Origin of the sequence: Pontibaca salina, assembly GCF_016307205.1 — a bacterium.
GTDB lineage: Bacteria > Pseudomonadota > Alphaproteobacteria > Rhodobacterales > Rhodobacteraceae > Pontibaca > Pontibaca salina.
On record NZ_JAEIJD010000004.1, the window covers coordinates 54,299 to 68,438 of the forward strand.

18 protein-coding genes are annotated in these 14,140 nt (G+C 63.0%); 8 read left to right on the plus strand and 10 right to left on the minus strand.

Annotated features, from left to right (window positions below; all coding sequences use genetic code 11):
* Window positions 1–7: 7 nt before the first annotated feature.
* Together JAO82_RS06725 and JAO82_RS06730 are read left to right on the plus strand one after the other, a co-directional pair.
* Window positions 8–1,192 carry a GNAT family N-acetyltransferase gene (locus tag JAO82_RS06725; RefSeq protein ID WP_198685608.1) on the plus strand — a complete coding sequence of 395 codons (1,185 nt, stop codon included), beginning with the start codon at window positions 8–10 and terminating at the stop codon, window positions 1,190–1,192.
* Window positions 1,189–1,482, plus strand: a complete 294-nt coding sequence (locus JAO82_RS06730) for a 4a-hydroxytetrahydrobiopterin dehydratase (RefSeq protein WP_198685609.1) — start codon at window positions 1,189–1,191, stop codon at window positions 1,480–1,482. Before JAO82_RS06725 ends, JAO82_RS06730 begins: the two co-directional genes overlap by 4 nt.
* 37 nt (window positions 1,483–1,519) lie before the next feature.
* Here JAO82_RS06730 and JAO82_RS06735 read toward each other — a convergent pair whose 3' ends face one another.
* Entirely contained in the window at window positions 1,520–2,008 is a 489-nt protein-coding gene (locus JAO82_RS06735; RefSeq protein ID WP_198685610.1) for a peroxiredoxin, read from the minus strand.
* An 85-nt stretch (window positions 2,009–2,093) separates the two neighbouring features.
* Between JAO82_RS06735 and JAO82_RS06740 the strand changes: the two genes are divergently transcribed.
* Together JAO82_RS06740 and rsmD are read left to right on the plus strand one after the other, a co-directional pair.
* Window positions 2,094–3,305 (plus strand): NAD(P)/FAD-dependent oxidoreductase, encoded by a 1,212-nt coding sequence (locus JAO82_RS06740; RefSeq protein WP_198685611.1) that lies wholly within the window; start codon window positions 2,094–2,096, stop codon window positions 3,303–3,305.
* Complete coding sequence (gene rsmD / locus JAO82_RS06745; protein WP_198685612.1) at window positions 3,302–3,856, plus strand: 16S rRNA (guanine(966)-N(2))-methyltransferase RsmD; 555 nt, start codon at window positions 3,302–3,304, stop codon at window positions 3,854–3,856. Before JAO82_RS06740 ends, rsmD begins: the two co-directional genes overlap by 4 nt.
* On the opposite strand, the gene map is transcribed toward rsmD, so the two are convergent.
* Both map and sfsA read right to left on the minus strand, forming a co-directional pair.
* Window positions 3,850–4,662, minus strand: coding sequence for a type I methionyl aminopeptidase (gene map, locus JAO82_RS06750; RefSeq protein ID WP_332872500.1), 813 nt, complete (start codon window positions 4,660–4,662; stop codon window positions 3,850–3,852). The two genes, rsmD and map, sit on opposite strands and share 7 nt — an antisense overlap.
* A 32-nt stretch (window positions 4,663–4,694) precedes the next feature.
* The gene (gene sfsA / locus JAO82_RS06755) at window positions 4,695–5,432 is read right to left on the minus strand and encodes a DNA/RNA nuclease SfsA (RefSeq protein WP_198685614.1); all 738 of its coding nucleotides are present in this window, start codon (window positions 5,430–5,432) and stop codon (window positions 4,695–4,697) included.
* 48 nt (window positions 5,433–5,480) lie between these two features.
* On the opposite strand from sfsA, the gene JAO82_RS06760 reads away from it, so the two are divergent.
* The 4 genes from JAO82_RS06760 to JAO82_RS06775 all read left to right on the plus strand — a co-directional run bounded on the left by JAO82_RS06760 (window position 5,481) and on the right by JAO82_RS06775 (window position 8,612).
* Complete coding sequence (locus JAO82_RS06760; RefSeq protein WP_198685615.1) at window positions 5,481–6,203, plus strand: competence/damage-inducible protein A; 723 nt, start codon at window positions 5,481–5,483, stop codon at window positions 6,201–6,203.
* A complete protein-coding gene (locus tag JAO82_RS06765) occupies window positions 6,200–6,940 on the plus strand; it encodes a GNAT family N-acetyltransferase (protein WP_198685616.1) in 741 nt (246 codons plus the stop codon). Before JAO82_RS06760 ends, JAO82_RS06765 begins: the two co-directional genes overlap by 4 nt.
* A gap of 76 nt (window positions 6,941–7,016) precedes the next feature.
* On the plus strand, window positions 7,017–7,934 hold the full coding sequence (locus JAO82_RS06770) for an OmpA family protein (RefSeq protein WP_198685617.1): 918 nt from the start codon (window positions 7,017–7,019) through the stop codon (window positions 7,932–7,934).
* A 183-nt stretch (window positions 7,935–8,117) separates the two neighbouring features.
* A complete protein-coding gene (locus JAO82_RS06775; protein ID WP_198685618.1) occupies window positions 8,118–8,612 on the plus strand; it encodes an RNA pyrophosphohydrolase in 495 nt (164 codons plus the stop codon).
* Between the two features lie 37 nt (window positions 8,613–8,649).
* Here the strand turns inward: JAO82_RS06775 and JAO82_RS06780 are convergent, their stop codons facing one another.
* Genes JAO82_RS06780 through JAO82_RS06810 form a run of 7 tightly spaced genes read right to left on the minus strand, consistent with a single transcriptional unit; the run spans window position 8,650 to window position 14,140 of the window.
* Window positions 8,650–9,399, minus strand: a complete 750-nt coding sequence (locus JAO82_RS06780) for an ABC transporter permease (RefSeq protein WP_232897275.1) — start codon at window positions 9,397–9,399, stop codon at window positions 8,650–8,652.
* Window positions 9,396–10,145 carry an ABC transporter ATP-binding protein gene (locus tag JAO82_RS06785; protein ID WP_198685619.1) on the minus strand — a complete coding sequence of 250 codons (750 nt, stop codon included), beginning with the start codon at window positions 10,143–10,145 and terminating at the stop codon, window positions 9,396–9,398. The genes JAO82_RS06780 and JAO82_RS06785 overlap by 4 nt, the downstream gene beginning before the upstream one ends.
* A complete protein-coding gene (locus JAO82_RS06790) occupies window positions 10,142–10,831 on the minus strand; it encodes a TenA family protein (RefSeq protein WP_198685620.1) in 690 nt (229 codons plus the stop codon). The genes JAO82_RS06785 and JAO82_RS06790 overlap by 4 nt, the downstream gene beginning before the upstream one ends.
* Window positions 10,824–11,777, minus strand: a complete 954-nt coding sequence (locus JAO82_RS06795) for an ABC transporter substrate-binding protein (RefSeq protein WP_198685621.1) — start codon at window positions 11,775–11,777, stop codon at window positions 10,824–10,826. Before JAO82_RS06795 ends, JAO82_RS06790 begins: the two co-directional genes overlap by 8 nt.
* Before the next feature lie 43 nt (window positions 11,778–11,820).
* Complete coding sequence (locus JAO82_RS06800; protein ID WP_198685622.1) at window positions 11,821–12,783, minus strand: HesA/MoeB/ThiF family protein; 963 nt, start codon at window positions 12,781–12,783, stop codon at window positions 11,821–11,823.
* Window positions 12,780–13,382, minus strand: a complete 603-nt coding sequence (locus JAO82_RS06805; protein WP_198685623.1) for a thiamine phosphate synthase — start codon at window positions 13,380–13,382, stop codon at window positions 12,780–12,782. The genes JAO82_RS06800 and JAO82_RS06805 overlap by 4 nt, the downstream gene beginning before the upstream one ends.
* A complete protein-coding gene (locus JAO82_RS06810; protein WP_198685624.1) occupies window positions 13,379–14,140 on the minus strand; it encodes a thiazole synthase in 762 nt (253 codons plus the stop codon). Before JAO82_RS06810 ends, JAO82_RS06805 begins: the two co-directional genes overlap by 4 nt.

A 14,140-nucleotide genomic window follows, 5' to 3' on the forward strand; every position in this document is an offset into this window, starting at 1 on the left:
GAAAGATATGGATCAGCCACAAATTGAAATACGCGTAATCGATTCGCTGTCGCGGGTCGATGCAGAAGACTGGGATGCCTGCGCCTGCCCAGAGGCTGCGGAGGGCCGTCCGATTGATCCGTTCACCACGCATCGGTTTTTGTCCGCGCTGGAGAACTCGGGCTCGGTTGGTCCGGGAACCGGCTGGCAGCCGCAATATTTGACGACCTATATGGATGGCCAGTTGATCGGCTGCGCGCCGCTCTATGCCAAAGCGCACAGTCAGGGCGAATATATCTTTGATCACAACTGGGCGCACGCCTATGAGCGCGCAGGTGGGCGGTATTATCCCAAACTTCAGATTGCGGTGCCATTCACGCCGGTGACCGGGCGGCGGTTTCTGGTGCGCCCCGGATACGAAATACCGGGTCAGGCCGCGTTGCTACAGGGCGCGGTGCAAATCGCCAGCGACAATAATCTATCCTCGCTTCACATCACGTTTTGCACGGAAGACGAGGCCGATACGGGCGCGCAGATGGGGCTGATGGCACGAGCGACCCAGCAGTTTCACTGGCTCAATCACGATTATGCCGATTTTGACGCCTTTCTGGCCAGCCTGTCTTCGCGCAAGCGTAAGGCGATCCGCAGAGAGCGGCAGCAGGCCAACGGTTTCGGCGGCTCTGTCCACCTCTTGACCGGCGATGACCTGCAGCCCGAACATTGGGAGGCATTCTGGCATTTTTATCAGGACACCGGTGCGCGGAAATGGGGAAGGCCGTATCTGACACGGGCGTTTTTCGAGATCGCCCATGATACGTTGCGCGATGATATTGCCCTGATCACGGCCCGGCGTGACGGGCGCTGGGTCGCCGGGGCGCTGAACTTTATGGGACGTGATACATTGTTCGGGCGGTACTGGGGCTGCACCGAACATCACCCGTGCCTGCATTTCGAATTGTGTTATTATCGCGCCATCGATCTAGCGATTCAGCGCCGGCTGAAAACGGTCGAAGCGGGTGCCCAAGGGGAACATAAACTGGCGCGGGGATATCTGCCGACACGCACACACAGCTTGCATTGGATGGGCGATCAGGGCTTTTCCAAGGCCGTCGCGCGCTATCTCGAGGCCGAGCGGGACGCCGTCGATGAGGAAATCGAAGTTCTGACCGAATACGGCCCGTTCAGGAAGTCTAGTATGGAGGAACAGCAATGAGTGAACGCTTATCCGAAGAGGCCCGCAAATCGCTTCTTACCCCATTGTTTGAAAGCGGTTGGGAGATGGTCGAGGGGCGCGATGCATTGACCAAGACCTTCAAGTTCAACAATTTTGTCGACGCTTTCGGCTGGATGACCCGCGCCGCGTTCTGGGCTGAAAAATGGAACCACCATCCCGAGTGGAAAAATGTCTATAACTCGGTCGAAGTCGTATTGACGACACATGATGTCGGCGGGCTAAGCGCGCTCGATGCAAAACTAGCCCGCAAGATGGACGGTCTGGCCTGACGACTTGGGCGGCGTCAAGGCGCCCAAGCCTTGACAATCACATCGCCGCCAGCAGGGCTTCGCCGCCGGAAACTTCGCAAACGCCGGGGTTTTCTTCTTGGTGAAGCAGCGCCACCTTGCCGTCTTCGACCAGCATGGCATAACGCTTTGACCGTGCCAGCAAACCAGCGGGCGGCGCGTCGAATTTCATACCAATCGCCTTTGTAAATGTTGCTTCAGGATCGCCCAGCGTGGTGATTCCGGCCTTGTCGGCTCCGGTGGCCTTGGCCCATGCATCCATCACGAACGGGTCGTTGACGGAAATGCAGATCACCTCGTCCACGCCTTTTGCGTCGAACTTCTCTTTGTTTTGGACAAAGCTGGGCATGTGAGCGGAATGACAGGTCGGCGTGAACGCGCCGGGAACGGCGAAAATCACAACTTTGCGACCCTTTAGCTTGTCGCCCAGCTCAACCGGCGCGGGGCCATCGGCGCCCAGCTCGGTTAGTGTGGCGTCGGGAAGGGTATCTCCGGTAGAAATGCTCATATTTGTGTCCCCCTTGGAATTGCATGTCAGCGACTCTGGGATATAGGGTCTAAACTGAGCAAGACCAGCAGGAGGCGAACGGCTTATGACGGGCATTGTCGTGATTGGCGCAGGTCAGGCGGGTGCGTCGCTGGTGTCCAGACTGCGCAGCGAAGGCTATGAGGGCGCGCTGACCTTGATCGGTGAAGAGCCGGTACCGCCCTACCAACGCCCGCCGCTGTCCAAAGGGTACTTACTGGGCGAGACCACCCGCGAGCGGCTGTTTTTGCGCCCCGAAAGCTATTACGCGGATCAGAATATCGCCCTGCATCTGGGCCAGCGCGTGACCAGCATTGACCGCGAAGCCCGAACCGTCACGGTGGGCGATCGCGTTATTGCTTATGATCAGCTTGCCCTGACCACAGGATCGCGCCCGCGCCCCCTGCCGGAAAGGATCGGCGGCGATTTGAAGGGCGTTTTCGTTGTGCGCAATCTGGCCGATATCGACGCCTTGGCCCCCGCCGCGAAAGACGGCGCGCGTGCGCTGATCGTCGGCGGCGGCTATATCGGGCTTGAAGCGGCAGCGGTCGCGACCAAGCTGGGTGTCAATGTGACGCTGGTGGAAATGGCCGAGCGCATCCTGCAACGGGTTGCTGCGCGTGAAACCAGCGATTATTTTCGCACCCTGCATCAGCAACACGGTGTTGATATTCGCGAATCTGTCGGCTTGGATCACTTGATCGAGCAGGATGGCCGCGTGACCGGTGCCCGTCTGACCGATGGCAGCGAAATCGCGGTTGATCTGGTCATTGTCGGCGTTGGCATCACCCCATCGACATGGTTGGCGGAAATGGCCGGGCTGGAGATCGACAATGGCATTGCGGTCGATGCGCAGGGGCGCAGTTCGGACCCAGCGATCTGGGCGGCGGGGGATTGTGCCAGTTTTCCGCACAAGGGTGACCGGGTCCGATTGGAAAGCGTGCAGAATGCCATCGATCAGGCGGAATGCGTGGCCGCCAATATGCTAGGGGCAGGGCAGGATTATGCTCCACAGCCATGGTTCTGGTCGGATCAATATGACGTGAAACTGCAGATTGCCGGGTTGAATACTGGCTATGACCGCATCGTCACGCGGCAGGGCGAGGGGCAGACCGTATCGTTCTGGTATTATTGCGGCGACGAGTTGCGCGCGGTGGACGCGATGAACGCGCCGCGTGCCTATATGGTGGGCAAGCGGCTGATCGAGGCAGGCAAATCGCCCGATCCGGCGGCAGTGGCCGATGTGCAGACCGATCTGAAAACGCTGTTGCGAATATGAGGGTCATCGCCGGGCGATTTCGGGGCCGGCCATTGGCAACGGTCGGCAAGGGCGATCCCGGCGCGCATTTGCGCCCGACGCCTGACCGGGTGCGCGAAAGCTTGTTTTCCATGCTGACCCATCTTGCGGTGATCGACGGCGCGCAGGTGCTGGACCTGTTCGCTGGCACCGGCGCGCTGGGCATTGAAGCCCTGTCACGGGGGGCGGCGCATGTCACTTTCGTCGAAAGCGGGCGCATTGGCCAGGGGCTGATCCGGCGCAATATCGCCGCGCTCGATCTGGGCGCGGAAACCCGGCTGCTGGGGCGCGATGCGACGCGGCTGCCACCTTGCGATAATGCGGCCTGTGATCTGGTGTTTCTTGACCCGCCTTACGGGCAGGACTTGGGCGCGCGTGCGCTACGCGCGGCGGCGCGGGCGGACTGGCTGGCGGCGAGGGCGTTGATCGTCTGGGAGGAAAACGCACCGATGCCGCCGCCCGACGGGTTCGAGCTGCTGGATCGGCGCAAATATGGTGACACCCATGTGACGCTGCTGCGCGCGCCTCAATAGGTCGGGTGGAACTTTCCGGCGGGTGACAGGGTGAAGATTTCGCACCCGTCCGCCGTCACGCCGATCGAATGTTCAAACTGTGCTGACAGCGACTTGTCGCGTGTTACCGCCGTCCAGTCATCGGCCAGTGTCTTGGTTTCGGGCCGGCCCAGATTGACCATTGGTTCGATGGTGAACAGCATCCCCTCTTCCAGAACCGCACCGGTGCCGGGGCGGCCATAATGCAGCACATTGGGCGGCGCGTGAAACACCCGGCCAAGACCATGGCCGCAGAAATCGCGGACAACGCTCATGCGCTGAGGCTCGACGAAGCTTTGGATGGCATGGCCGATATCGCCGAAAGTATTGCCGGGTTTGACCGCTTCGATGCCTTTCATCAGTGAATCATGGGTCACTTGAATCAGGCGCTCGGCCTTGCGGGGCAGGCGACCGGCCACATACATGCGGCTGGTGTCACCATACCAGCCATCGACGATCACGGTCACATCGATATTCAGGATGTCGCCGTCCTTCAACGTTTTCGGCCCCGGAATCCCGTGGCAGACGACATGGTTGACCGAAATGCAGCTGGCGTGTTGATAGCCCTTGTAGCCGATGGTGGCTGATGTGGCTCCGGCCGCGTCGACCATGTCGGTGATGATGCGGTCGAGCTCTTCGGTCGACTGGCCGACTTTCACATGCTCGGTGATATCGTCGAGAATCGTCGCCGCCAGACGGCCCGCTGCATGCATACCGGGAAAGTCGGTTACGGGGTCATAGATGCGGATGCCGTCTTTTGTCAGGCGGCCGTGGACTTCGTTCTTCACCAAGGGCTCCATCACGTTGATCGGCGGGATGTCTAACGTGTTTCATCGCGGGAAACCAGAGGGGCCGGGTCGATCATTGTCAGCGGTGCCGCCAAAGAGACCCCCAGCGGGCTGATCGTCGTCCCCATTACCAGCGCCTCGACCCCGGCATCACGCGCAATCTGAAACGCAGCAGCATAGGCCGGGTCGATGTCATGAGCCAGCGTGAAACGGTCGCAATCGGTGCGCTGTACCAGATACAGCATCACGGCCCGATGGCCCGCCTGCGCCATCGCGGTCAGTTCGGCCAAGTGTTTGGTGCCCCGCGCGGTCACGCTGTCGGGGAATTCGGCCAGCCCGGGCTGGCGTGACAGGGTCACGTTTTTGACTTCGACCCAGGCGTCGGGCAGGTCCGGCCCGGTCAGCAGGAAATCAATCCGGCTGTTGGTGCCGTATCGCACCTCGGCGCGGATCGAATCATAGGCGGCCAGGGGGGCAATTTGCCGCGCGTCAAGTGCCACCCTCACCGCCCGGTTGGGCACAGAGGTGTCCACACCGGTGAAATGGCCGTTTTCGTGATCGACCAGCCGCCAGCCATATTTCAGCTTGCGCTTGGGGTCGTCATTGGGTTCCAGCCAGACCCGGACATCCGGTTCGGACAGCCCCATCATCGAGCCGGGGTTGGCGCAATGGGCGGTCACTTCGCGCCCGTCATCGAGAACGCAGTCGGCCAGAAAGCGTTTGTAACGCCGGATCAACCGTGCCGGCACAAGAGGGGTTTGAAAGCGCATGGTCAGCGCCTTATACCTGCAAGGGTCAGCTATCAAGGGACACCCGCCATGGCCAACCCTACCGCCGCAATGCTTGTCATCGGGGATGAAATCCTATCGGGGCGTACGCGCGATTCCAACATGCATTACCTTGCGAAAGAGCTGACCAAATGCGGCATCGACCTGCAGGAAGTGCGGGTGGTCAGCGACGCCCCGCAGGCGATACAGGACGCGGTGAAGGCGCTGTCACAAAGGTTCGACCATGTGTTCACCAGTGGTGGCATCGGGCCGACCCATGACGACATCACCGCCGACAACGTCGCTTCCGCCTTCGGTGCCGCGATTGACGTGCGCGAGGATGCGCGCGAGATATTGCAGGCACATTATGTAGCCAGCGGTTTGGAGTTGAACGCGGCCCGCCTGCGCATGGCCCGCATTCCCGACGGGGCCGAATTGATTGCCAATCCGGTGTCAGCTGCGCCCGGTTTCACCCTCCACAATGTGCATGTGATGGCCGGCGTGCCTGAAATATTCGAGGCGATGGTGGCCGGTATCCTGCCGCAATTGACTGGCGGGACACCACTGATGTCGCAGAACCTGCGGGTGCACCGGGGCGAGGGCGACATCGCCGAGACGCTGGCCACGCTGGCGGGCGACTTTCCCGATCTGTCAGTCGGGTGCTATCCGTTCCAGCGGGACGGCGCATTTTGTGTCAATATCGTCGTACGCGGCGCTGATGGCGCGCGCGTCAACGCCGCAATTGCCCGTCTCGGTCAAGAGTTGGGCCTGTGAGCGCAGCATCGCTCTTCGACGTGCTGGACGCCACTTGGCCGGCAGCGGCCTATCATCGCTGCGGCCCGTTCACCCTGCGCGAGGGCCAGGGCGGAGGCAGTCGTGTCTGCGCCGCGACGCTCGATGATCCGGCGTATAAGGCCAGCGCCGAGGACATCGCCGCCGCCGAAACCCGGATGCGTGAAATGGGGCAGCAGCCGTTGTACATGATCCGCGAGGGCGACGCGCAGCTTGACACACAATTGGCCAGCCTTGGTTATGGCGTCAGTGATCCTGTGGATCTCCTTGCCTGCGAACCGGCGCTATTGGCCGACCGGACCCTGCCGCGCGTCACCGTCTTTACCCTGTGGGAACCGCTGGCGATCATGCGTGAAATCTGGGCCAGTGCCGGGATCGGGCCCGAGCGGCAGGCGGTGATGGCGCGCGTCACGGGGCCCAAGACCGGGTTGCTGGGCCGCCACCGGGATAAGCCCGCGGGGGCCGGGTTCGTGGCCGTGGATCAAGGCATGGCGATGGTGCATTCTGTCGAGATACTGCCGCATCGGCGCCGACAGGGCATGGGCGGCTGGATGATACGCGGTGCCGCACATTGGGCGCTATCACAAGGGGCGGACTCGCTGGCAGTGCTGGTGCGGCGGCAGAACCGGGCGGCGCGCGAGTTCTGTGCTTCCCTGGGGATGTCGGTTGTCGGACAGTATCATTACCGCCAGCCCCAACCACGGGATGAACACCAGTGATCCGAACCATCCAGCCCACCGCTCGTGATAACGACATGATGCTGCGCCCGGATGCCGGGTATCGCACGACGTTCAGATGAGAGCTGCCATCGCGCTTTTCTTTGCCCTGACGCTGGCGGCGGGGCCGGTTCGGGCAGGTGATCTGGCGCTGCCGGCTGACGCACAGCGCGTGACACAAGAAGTCAGCGCGCGGGACAGTTATGCCATGCCCATCGGTCCCCATATATCGACAGGTGTTGCAACACGGAGCTATGAGGGCCGGGTGGATCGTCAGGCATGGCGCGTCGAGAAAAGCGACCTGACCACCTTGCAACTGTTGGACCCGCTGCGCGCGCAATTGCAAGAGGACGGTTATGAGATCCTGTTCCAGTGCAAGGATATTGCCTGCGGGGGGTTCGATTTTCGCTTTGCCATCGATGTGATTCCGGCGCCCGAGATGTATGTGGATGTGCGCAACTATCGCTTTCTCGCAGCGGCGCGAGGTGAGGGCGAGGCGATCAGCCTGTTGGTCAGCCGCAGCCGCGCCTCGGGGTTTGTTCAGATAATCCGGGTCGCGCCATCGGATGAAGACACCAGCGCAAGCGTCGCCGGGCCGATTTCCGGCCCTGCCACAACGGATGATTTTGCCACGCAGCTGACCAGCACCGGCTATGTCGTTCTGCACGATCTCGATTTCCAGACGGGTGCTGATACGCTCGGGCCCGGCCCCCATGCCACGCTGGGAGCGCTGGCCAGTTTTCTGCAGGATAACGCCGAATACCGGATTTCGCTGGTCGGGCACACGGACACCGTCGGGGGGCTGGAATCGAATATCGAATTGTCACGCCGCCGCGCCGGGGCCGTTCGTGTCCGGTTGATCGAAGGGTACGGCATCGCCGCAAAGCGCATCGATACCGAAGGCGTGGGCTATCTTGCTCCGGTCGCCTCGAATCTTACCGCACAGGGGCGCGAAGCCAACCGGCGGGTCGAGGCGGTTCTGTTGTCGGGACAGTGAGCCCGCTCAAGGCCCTTGCCGTGTCACATTCATCAGGGACTGTCCGAAAACCATCCTTCACCCATCCCTTCTGCGCTGCTTTACGGCGATCCATAACTGAGGCATGTTCGCGGCTCAGCAGGCGTGATTTTGGCGCAATCCCACGGGAGCACCACCGCCTGCGGCAGAAAACAGGATGACAGGATGACACCGGACGAGATCGACAAACTGCCCTATCGCCGCTGTGTGGGTGTGATGCTCATGAACGGGCAGGGCCGGGTTTTCGTTGGCCAGCGCCGCGACCGCGACACCGATGCCTGGCAAATGCCTCAGGGCGGTGTGGATCCGGGCGAGACCCCGCGCGCGGCGGCACTGCGCGAACTGCGTGAAGAGACCGGGGTGACGGAGGATCTTGTCGAAGTGCTGGCCAATACCGAGGGCTGGTTGCCCTATGATCTGCCGCTTGCGCTGGTGCCCAATATCTGGGGCGGGCGATTTCGCGGGCAGGAACAGAAATGGTTTCTGATGCGCTTTCTGGGGCGCGACGAACAGATAAATATCGCGACTGAACAGCCCGAATTTGCCGCATGGCGCTGGCAGAATATTGACGATCTGGTGGCGCAGATCGTGCCGTTCAAACGTGCCGTTTATCAGCAGGTTTTAGAAGAATTCCGGGATGCGCTGGGTCGCGCGCCCTAGGCGCAGCAGCTGGTGTGTTACCGGGCCGCCGCGCCGTTTATCGGGTCAGGTAACGGCGCGCGACAGCCTCGACCAAAGCCCACAGGCTCAGGCTGAGCAGGGCCAGCACCATGAGCGAGGCGAACATCAGATCGGTCTGGCCGCGTCCGTTGGCCATCAGCATCAGATGCCCCAGCCCGCGCGATGATCCGACCCATTCACCAATCACCACCGCTAGCGGCGCATAGATCGCCGACAGCCGCAGCCCCGAGGCCAGTGCCGGCAGCGCATTGGGCACCTGCAGGTGGATCAGTTGGCGCAAAGGCCCCGCGCCGGATGTCTGCGCCAGATCACTGAGGCCGGGCGGCAGACGCATCAGCCCGTCGAAAAACGCCGACGCGATCGGGAAATAGGTGACCAGCGCCACCATGACGATTTTCGACGGCGCGCCATAGCCCAGCCACAGGGTGATCACCGGCGCAAGGGCAAAGACCGGAACAGCCTGCGCAAAAATCAGCACCGGGCGCAGGAACAACCGGGCCGCCGGCGACAAGGCAAGATTAAGCGCCGTCGCCACGCCAAGTACCACGCCAAGCGCCAGCCCCTGCAATAGGTTAACCGCAGAAAAGCCGGTCTGGGTCACCAGCAGAGCGGCGTTTTTACCCAAGGCCTGCGCGACATCGAGCGGACCGGGCAGGATGAAAGACGGTGCCCCGGTCAGCAGCACGACCAGATGCCAGCCCAAAAGCGCCGTTGCCGTGGCCAGACAGGCGCGACCGGCGCGCAGCATTGCCGACCCGCTGCTCATGCCGCGATCCCGGTGTCCGGAGCGGTGGCACCTGTCAGCCGTCGTAACAGTACGGCCTGCGCGGCGAAGATCTCGGGCGAATCCGCCGGGCGCGGTGCTGGCGAGGAGGGGGTTTCCACAGCGCTAGCCCCGTCCGGGCCGCCGATGAGAAAGGCCGCATAGGCCAGACGCATGGCTTCCTGCGGATCGTGGGTGATCAAGATCACGGTGCGTCCGGTCAGCAAATTGGCGGCCAGATCCTGCATCGCATAGCGCGTAACCGGGTCCAGTGCGGAAAAGGGTTCGTCAAGCACGACAACGGGGCGATCTTCATAAAGCGTGCGCGCCAGCGCCACCCTTTGGCGTTGGCCGGTCGAAAGTCGGCCGGGTTTGCGCTCGGCCAGCGGCAGCAGCCCGACGGCGTCAAGCAGGGCGCGGGCGCGGGTCCAATCCGGGCGCGTGCCGCGCAAGCGGCTGCCGATACAGACATTGGCCAGCGCGCTGGACCAAGGCAACAGTTGATCGTCCTGTGCCATCACCGCCACGCGACCATCAAGGGGCGCACCATCGTCGGCGCGCATCGTGCCCTCAAGTTGCGCCCCGGTGGGCAGTCCGGCGACAAGACGCGCCAACGTCGTCTTGCCCACGCCTGACGGCCCCAGCAGCACCGTCCACCGCCCCGCCGCAAGGGCAAGGCGGAGGTTGGGCAGCAGGATCGTTTCGTTAAGGTGAACCGCGCCCTGCAAAGCGATACCGGGGCTGGTCACGGATCGCTCGGCGGTGGCGTCAGCGCCATATCCCAGAACCCCTGCTCAAGCCGGGTGGCGGTCTTGAACTGATGCGCCAGTTCGGCGGCCCGGGGCAGGTCGGCCCAGTTCTCGCCAAGGCGGCGCACAAGGGCTTGGTCGATCAGCGCACCCACGTCGCGGCACAGCGTCTGGAATTCTTCGCCGCCATAGACCTTGAACCAAGCTTCATAGGGGCCGCTTACATTTGCCAGCCGCGCGCCGATCGCACCATAGCCCAGCACGCAAGGCGCCAGCGCCGCCATCAGGTTGAGGAAATCACCGGAATAACCGGCCTCCAGCACGTAACGGGTATAGGCCAGATTCGCCGGCAGTTCCGTCGTGGCTTCAAGCGCTTCCTTGTCAATGCCCTGCTTGGCGCAGGTCGCGATATGCAGGGGCATTTCGACATGGACCAGCGCGTGAACCGTGGCGCTGGCGGTGGCCATTTCTTCTAAGGTGCCGGCCTTGGCAGCGGCCAGAGCCCAAGCGCGCGAGAAATGGATCAAGAAGACATAATCCTGCCGCAGATAGTGCACGAACTGCGCTTCGGGCAGGGTGCCGTTAGCCATTTGTTCGACATATTCGTGATGGGTATAGATCTCCCAATCCGCCTGTGCCGAATCGCGCCAAATCCCAAAGGCCCGGCCATATTCATGGTTACTCAATTTGCTTTCCTCCGGTTACGTCGATGGCAAGTTCGCTGATATCCAGCTGTTCGTCGGTGACGCCCTGCGCGACGAGAAATTCCTCAAAACGGATATAGCGGCCCGCATCCATTGCGGCGGGGCGCAGGGCAAAGCGCGGCCAAGTGTCGGCCCAGGCGCGCGCGTTCAACTCGGTCTGCAATTCGCGATCGGTTGCGGCAAAGATCTCCCATGCTTTTTCGGGATCGTTGACGATGAAGGCACCCGCGCGCTCGGTTGCCTCAAGGAAACGGGCGATCAGGGCGGGATCCATCCGCTCGGGGTCGGCCACATAGATCAGCTCGTCATAGCTGGGCACGCCCTCGGCTTCGGGGTTGAAGCAGCGCCCTTCGTGATCCTCCAGCGCCATCTGGTTCAGTTCGAAATTGCGAAACGCCCCGATCACACCATCGACCTGCCCGGCCATCAGCGCAGGCGAGATCGACCAGCCGATATTGATCTGCTCGACCGAATCCGGCGTCAGGTCGTGATGCGCCAGCATCGCCTCCAGTAGCATTTCCTGTACCCCGGCCACCGCGAACCCGACCTTGCGCCCGGCCAGATCTGCGACCGATTGCACCGGACCATCGGCCAGCACCACAAGGCAGGTCAGCGGCGTTTCGATTAGCGTACCCACGCGGCGCAGCGGCAGACCGCTGCGGCGGCTCAGGTGTAACTCGGGCTGGTAAGACACCGCGATGTCCACCCGCCCCGCTGCCGCCATGCGGGGCGGGTCATTCGGGTCGGCGGGGGATACCAGTTCGACTTCGAGGCCCGCATCGGCAAAATAGCCAAGCTCTTCGGCCAGCACGATTGGGCCATGGCCGGGGTTAACGAACCAGTCCAGCATGACGGTCAGCTTGTCTTGCGCGGCGAGCGGGGCGGTGGTCAGAAAGAGCGCAGCAATCGGCGCGAATAATCGCTTCATTGGATTCTCCGGAGTTGAGAGGTTGAGAGGGGCGCGCTGCGTCCTATCCGTCGGGCACGCTTAACAGGGCGATGTTGCCGGGCCAGCGCGCGCGCAGCCCGACGCCACAATTATGGGCGCGCAACCCGGTGCGGCAGGCCAGCACGACCCGGTCGGTATCGGGCGCGATGCCAAGTTCGGGCACCGCGTCAGTGGAAATATGCAGCGCGTCGGGGCGGAACGGTGTGGGCGCTTCGGTGCGCAGGTCGATCACCAGATCGTTGGCGCGGATGGCCGAAGCGGCGATGAAGGGCAGTGGTGCGGCCGGCTCGAGGGCATCGTCAAAGCGGAAGTCGACCATCCGCCAGCGCTGCGCCTCGAATACCAGCATCTGCCCCAGCGGCGAGGGCGACAGGCCCAGCAGCACTGAGAGCGCCATTTGCGCCTGCATCGTGCCCATCGTCGCGACGACAGGGCCGAGGATCCCGGCGCTTGAACAGGTGGGCGCGGATCCCGGCAGGTCGGGAAAGATCGCGCGCAGCGATGGTGCGCCGCCGCAGACCCCGGCCACATAACCCTGCAGCCCCAAGGCCGAGGCGGTGATCAGCGGTTTGCCCGCCGCGTGGCAGGTATCGGAAAGCGTGAGGCTGGCGGCAAAGGTATCGGCGCAGTCCAACACCAAATCGGCTGCATCGACCAGTGCGGGGGCAGATTCGGGATCAAGCCATGTGGCCATGGGGCGGATTTCAACCTCGGGGTTGAGGCTGCGCAGCGCCGCCGCAGCGGCCTGTACCTTTGGTGCACCCACATCCGCCATGCGATAGAGCGGCTGGCGGTGCAGATTGCCCTTCTCCACATGATCAGCATCAACAAGGGTGATGCGGCCCACCCCCGCGCCGGTGAGATATTGCAGCACCGGCACCGCCAGCCCGCCCGCACCGACCACCAGAATATGCGCTGCGCGCAGCCGCTCCTGGCCTTGCGTACCGACTTCGGGCAGGACGATCTGGCGCTCGTAACGGGTCATTTGCAGACCTCCAGCCAGTCTCGCAGCCGCGCGTCAGGGTCGGTGTTCAGCGTAATATCAGTGACTGCCGCCAGCAGATCGGCCCCCGCCTCGATGACGCCCGGCGCACGTTCGATCGACAGGCCACCGATGGCACATAGCGGTATGTCGCCGATCAGGCGCTTCCATTCGCTGACGCGGTCCAGCCCCTGTTCGTGCCATTTCATCTGTTTCAGGATCGTCGGATATACCGGGCCAAGGGCCACGTAATCGGGTTCCAGCGCCAGCGCTCGGTCCAGCTCAAAGTGGTCATGGGTGGACACGCCAAGGCGCAATCCGGCGCGACGGATCGCCTTCAGATCTGCCGTATCGAGATCCTCTTGCCCCAGATGCAGCCAGTCGGCCCCCTCATCAATGGCGATTTGCCAATAATCGTTGATCACTAGCGCCGCGCCGTGCTTTTTTGCCAGCGCCAACGAGCGGCGGATTTCATCGCGCAGCTCAGCGTCGGGGCGGTCTTTGACGCGCAATTGTAACAGCCGCGCGCCGGCGTTTAGCGCGCGGGCGATCCAGTCGGCGCTGTCGAGAACCGGGTAGAAACGGGGCAGGGCGGTGGTCATAGAAAGGCCTTTCCGATCAGAGGGGTCGAGGGCGCGGCCATATCGCGCGCGGGCATCGGGCCGGACCGGGCCGCAATCTGCCCCGCCTGCGCCGCCAGCGCGAAGGCGCGGGCCATGGCGGCGGGATCGTCGGCCTGTGCCACGGCGGTGTTCAGCAGCACCGCGTCATAACCCATCTCCATCGCCTGCGCCGCATGGCTGGGCAGGCCCAGACCGGCATCGACCACCAGCGGGATGTCGGGAAAGGCCGCCCGCAGACTGCGCAGCGCGAAGGGGTTGGTCAGCCCCAGCCCCGAGCCGATGGGTGCGCCCCATGGCATCAAGACCCGGCAACCGGCCTCGACCAGACGGGTGGCGATCACCTGATCCTCGGTCATATAGGGGAACACCTTGAACCCGTCGGCACAGAGCGCCTCGGCGGCGGCGACCAGTTCGAACGGGTCGGGCTGCAGGGTGTCGTCATGGCCGATCACTTCGAGCTTGATCCAGTCGGTCTCGAAATATTCCCGCGCCATCTGTGCGGTGGTGATCGCCTCGCGGGCGCTGTGGCAGCCGGCGGTATTGGGCAGGATATGCACGCCAAGACTGCGCACCATGTCCCAGAACGCCTGCCCCTCGCCGCGCTCGCGGCGCAGCGAGACGGTGGCGATGGCGGCGCCCGACTCGCGGAACGCTGCTTCAAGCACCGCTGGCGAAGGATATTGCGCCGTGCCCAGCATCAGCGGATTGTCCAGCGTGACGCCGTAGAAATCGCGCAT

Bases quoted from the DNA above. Each gene is read 5' to 3' on its own strand.
- JAO82_RS06725 (WP_198685608.1), top strand. From the start codon at position 8: ATGGATCAGCCACAAATTGAAATACGCGTAATCGATTCGCTGTCGCGG.
- JAO82_RS06730 (WP_198685609.1), top strand. From the start codon at position 1,189: ATGAGTGAACGCTTATCCGAAGAGGCCCGCAAATCGCTTCTTACCCCA.
- JAO82_RS06735 (WP_198685610.1), bottom strand. From the start codon at position 2,008: ATGAGCATTTCTACCGGAGATACCCTTCCCGACGCCACACTAACCGAG.
- JAO82_RS06740 (WP_198685611.1), top strand. From the start codon at position 2,094: ATGACGGGCATTGTCGTGATTGGCGCAGGTCAGGCGGGTGCGTCGCTG.
- rsmD (WP_198685612.1), top strand. From the start codon at position 3,302: ATGAGGGTCATCGCCGGGCGATTTCGGGGCCGGCCATTGGCAACGGTC.
- sfsA (WP_198685614.1), bottom strand. From the start codon at position 5,432: ATGCGCTTTCAAACCCCTCTTGTGCCGGCACGGTTGATCCGGCGTTAC.
- JAO82_RS06760 (WP_198685615.1), top strand. From the start codon at position 5,481: ATGGCCAACCCTACCGCCGCAATGCTTGTCATCGGGGATGAAATCCTA.
- JAO82_RS06770 (WP_198685617.1), top strand. From the start codon at position 7,017: ATGAGAGCTGCCATCGCGCTTTTCTTTGCCCTGACGCTGGCGGCGGGG.
- JAO82_RS06775 (WP_198685618.1), top strand. From the start codon at position 8,118: ATGACACCGGACGAGATCGACAAACTGCCCTATCGCCGCTGTGTGGGT.
- JAO82_RS06780 (WP_232897275.1), bottom strand. From the start codon at position 9,399: ATGAGCAGCGGGTCGGCAATGCTGCGCGCCGGTCGCGCCTGTCTGGCC.
- JAO82_RS06795 (WP_198685621.1), bottom strand. From the start codon at position 11,777: ATGAAGCGATTATTCGCGCCGATTGCTGCGCTCTTTCTGACCACCGCC.
- JAO82_RS06800 (WP_198685622.1), bottom strand. From the start codon at position 12,783: ATGACCCGTTACGAGCGCCAGATCGTCCTGCCCGAAGTCGGTACGCAA.
- JAO82_RS06805 (WP_198685623.1), bottom strand. From the start codon at position 13,382: ATGACCACCGCCCTGCCCCGTTTCTACCCGGTTCTCGACAGCGCCGAC.
- JAO82_RS06810 (WP_198685624.1), bottom strand. From the start codon at position 14,140: ATGCGCGATTTCTACGGCGTCACGCTGGACAATCCGCTGATGCTGGGC.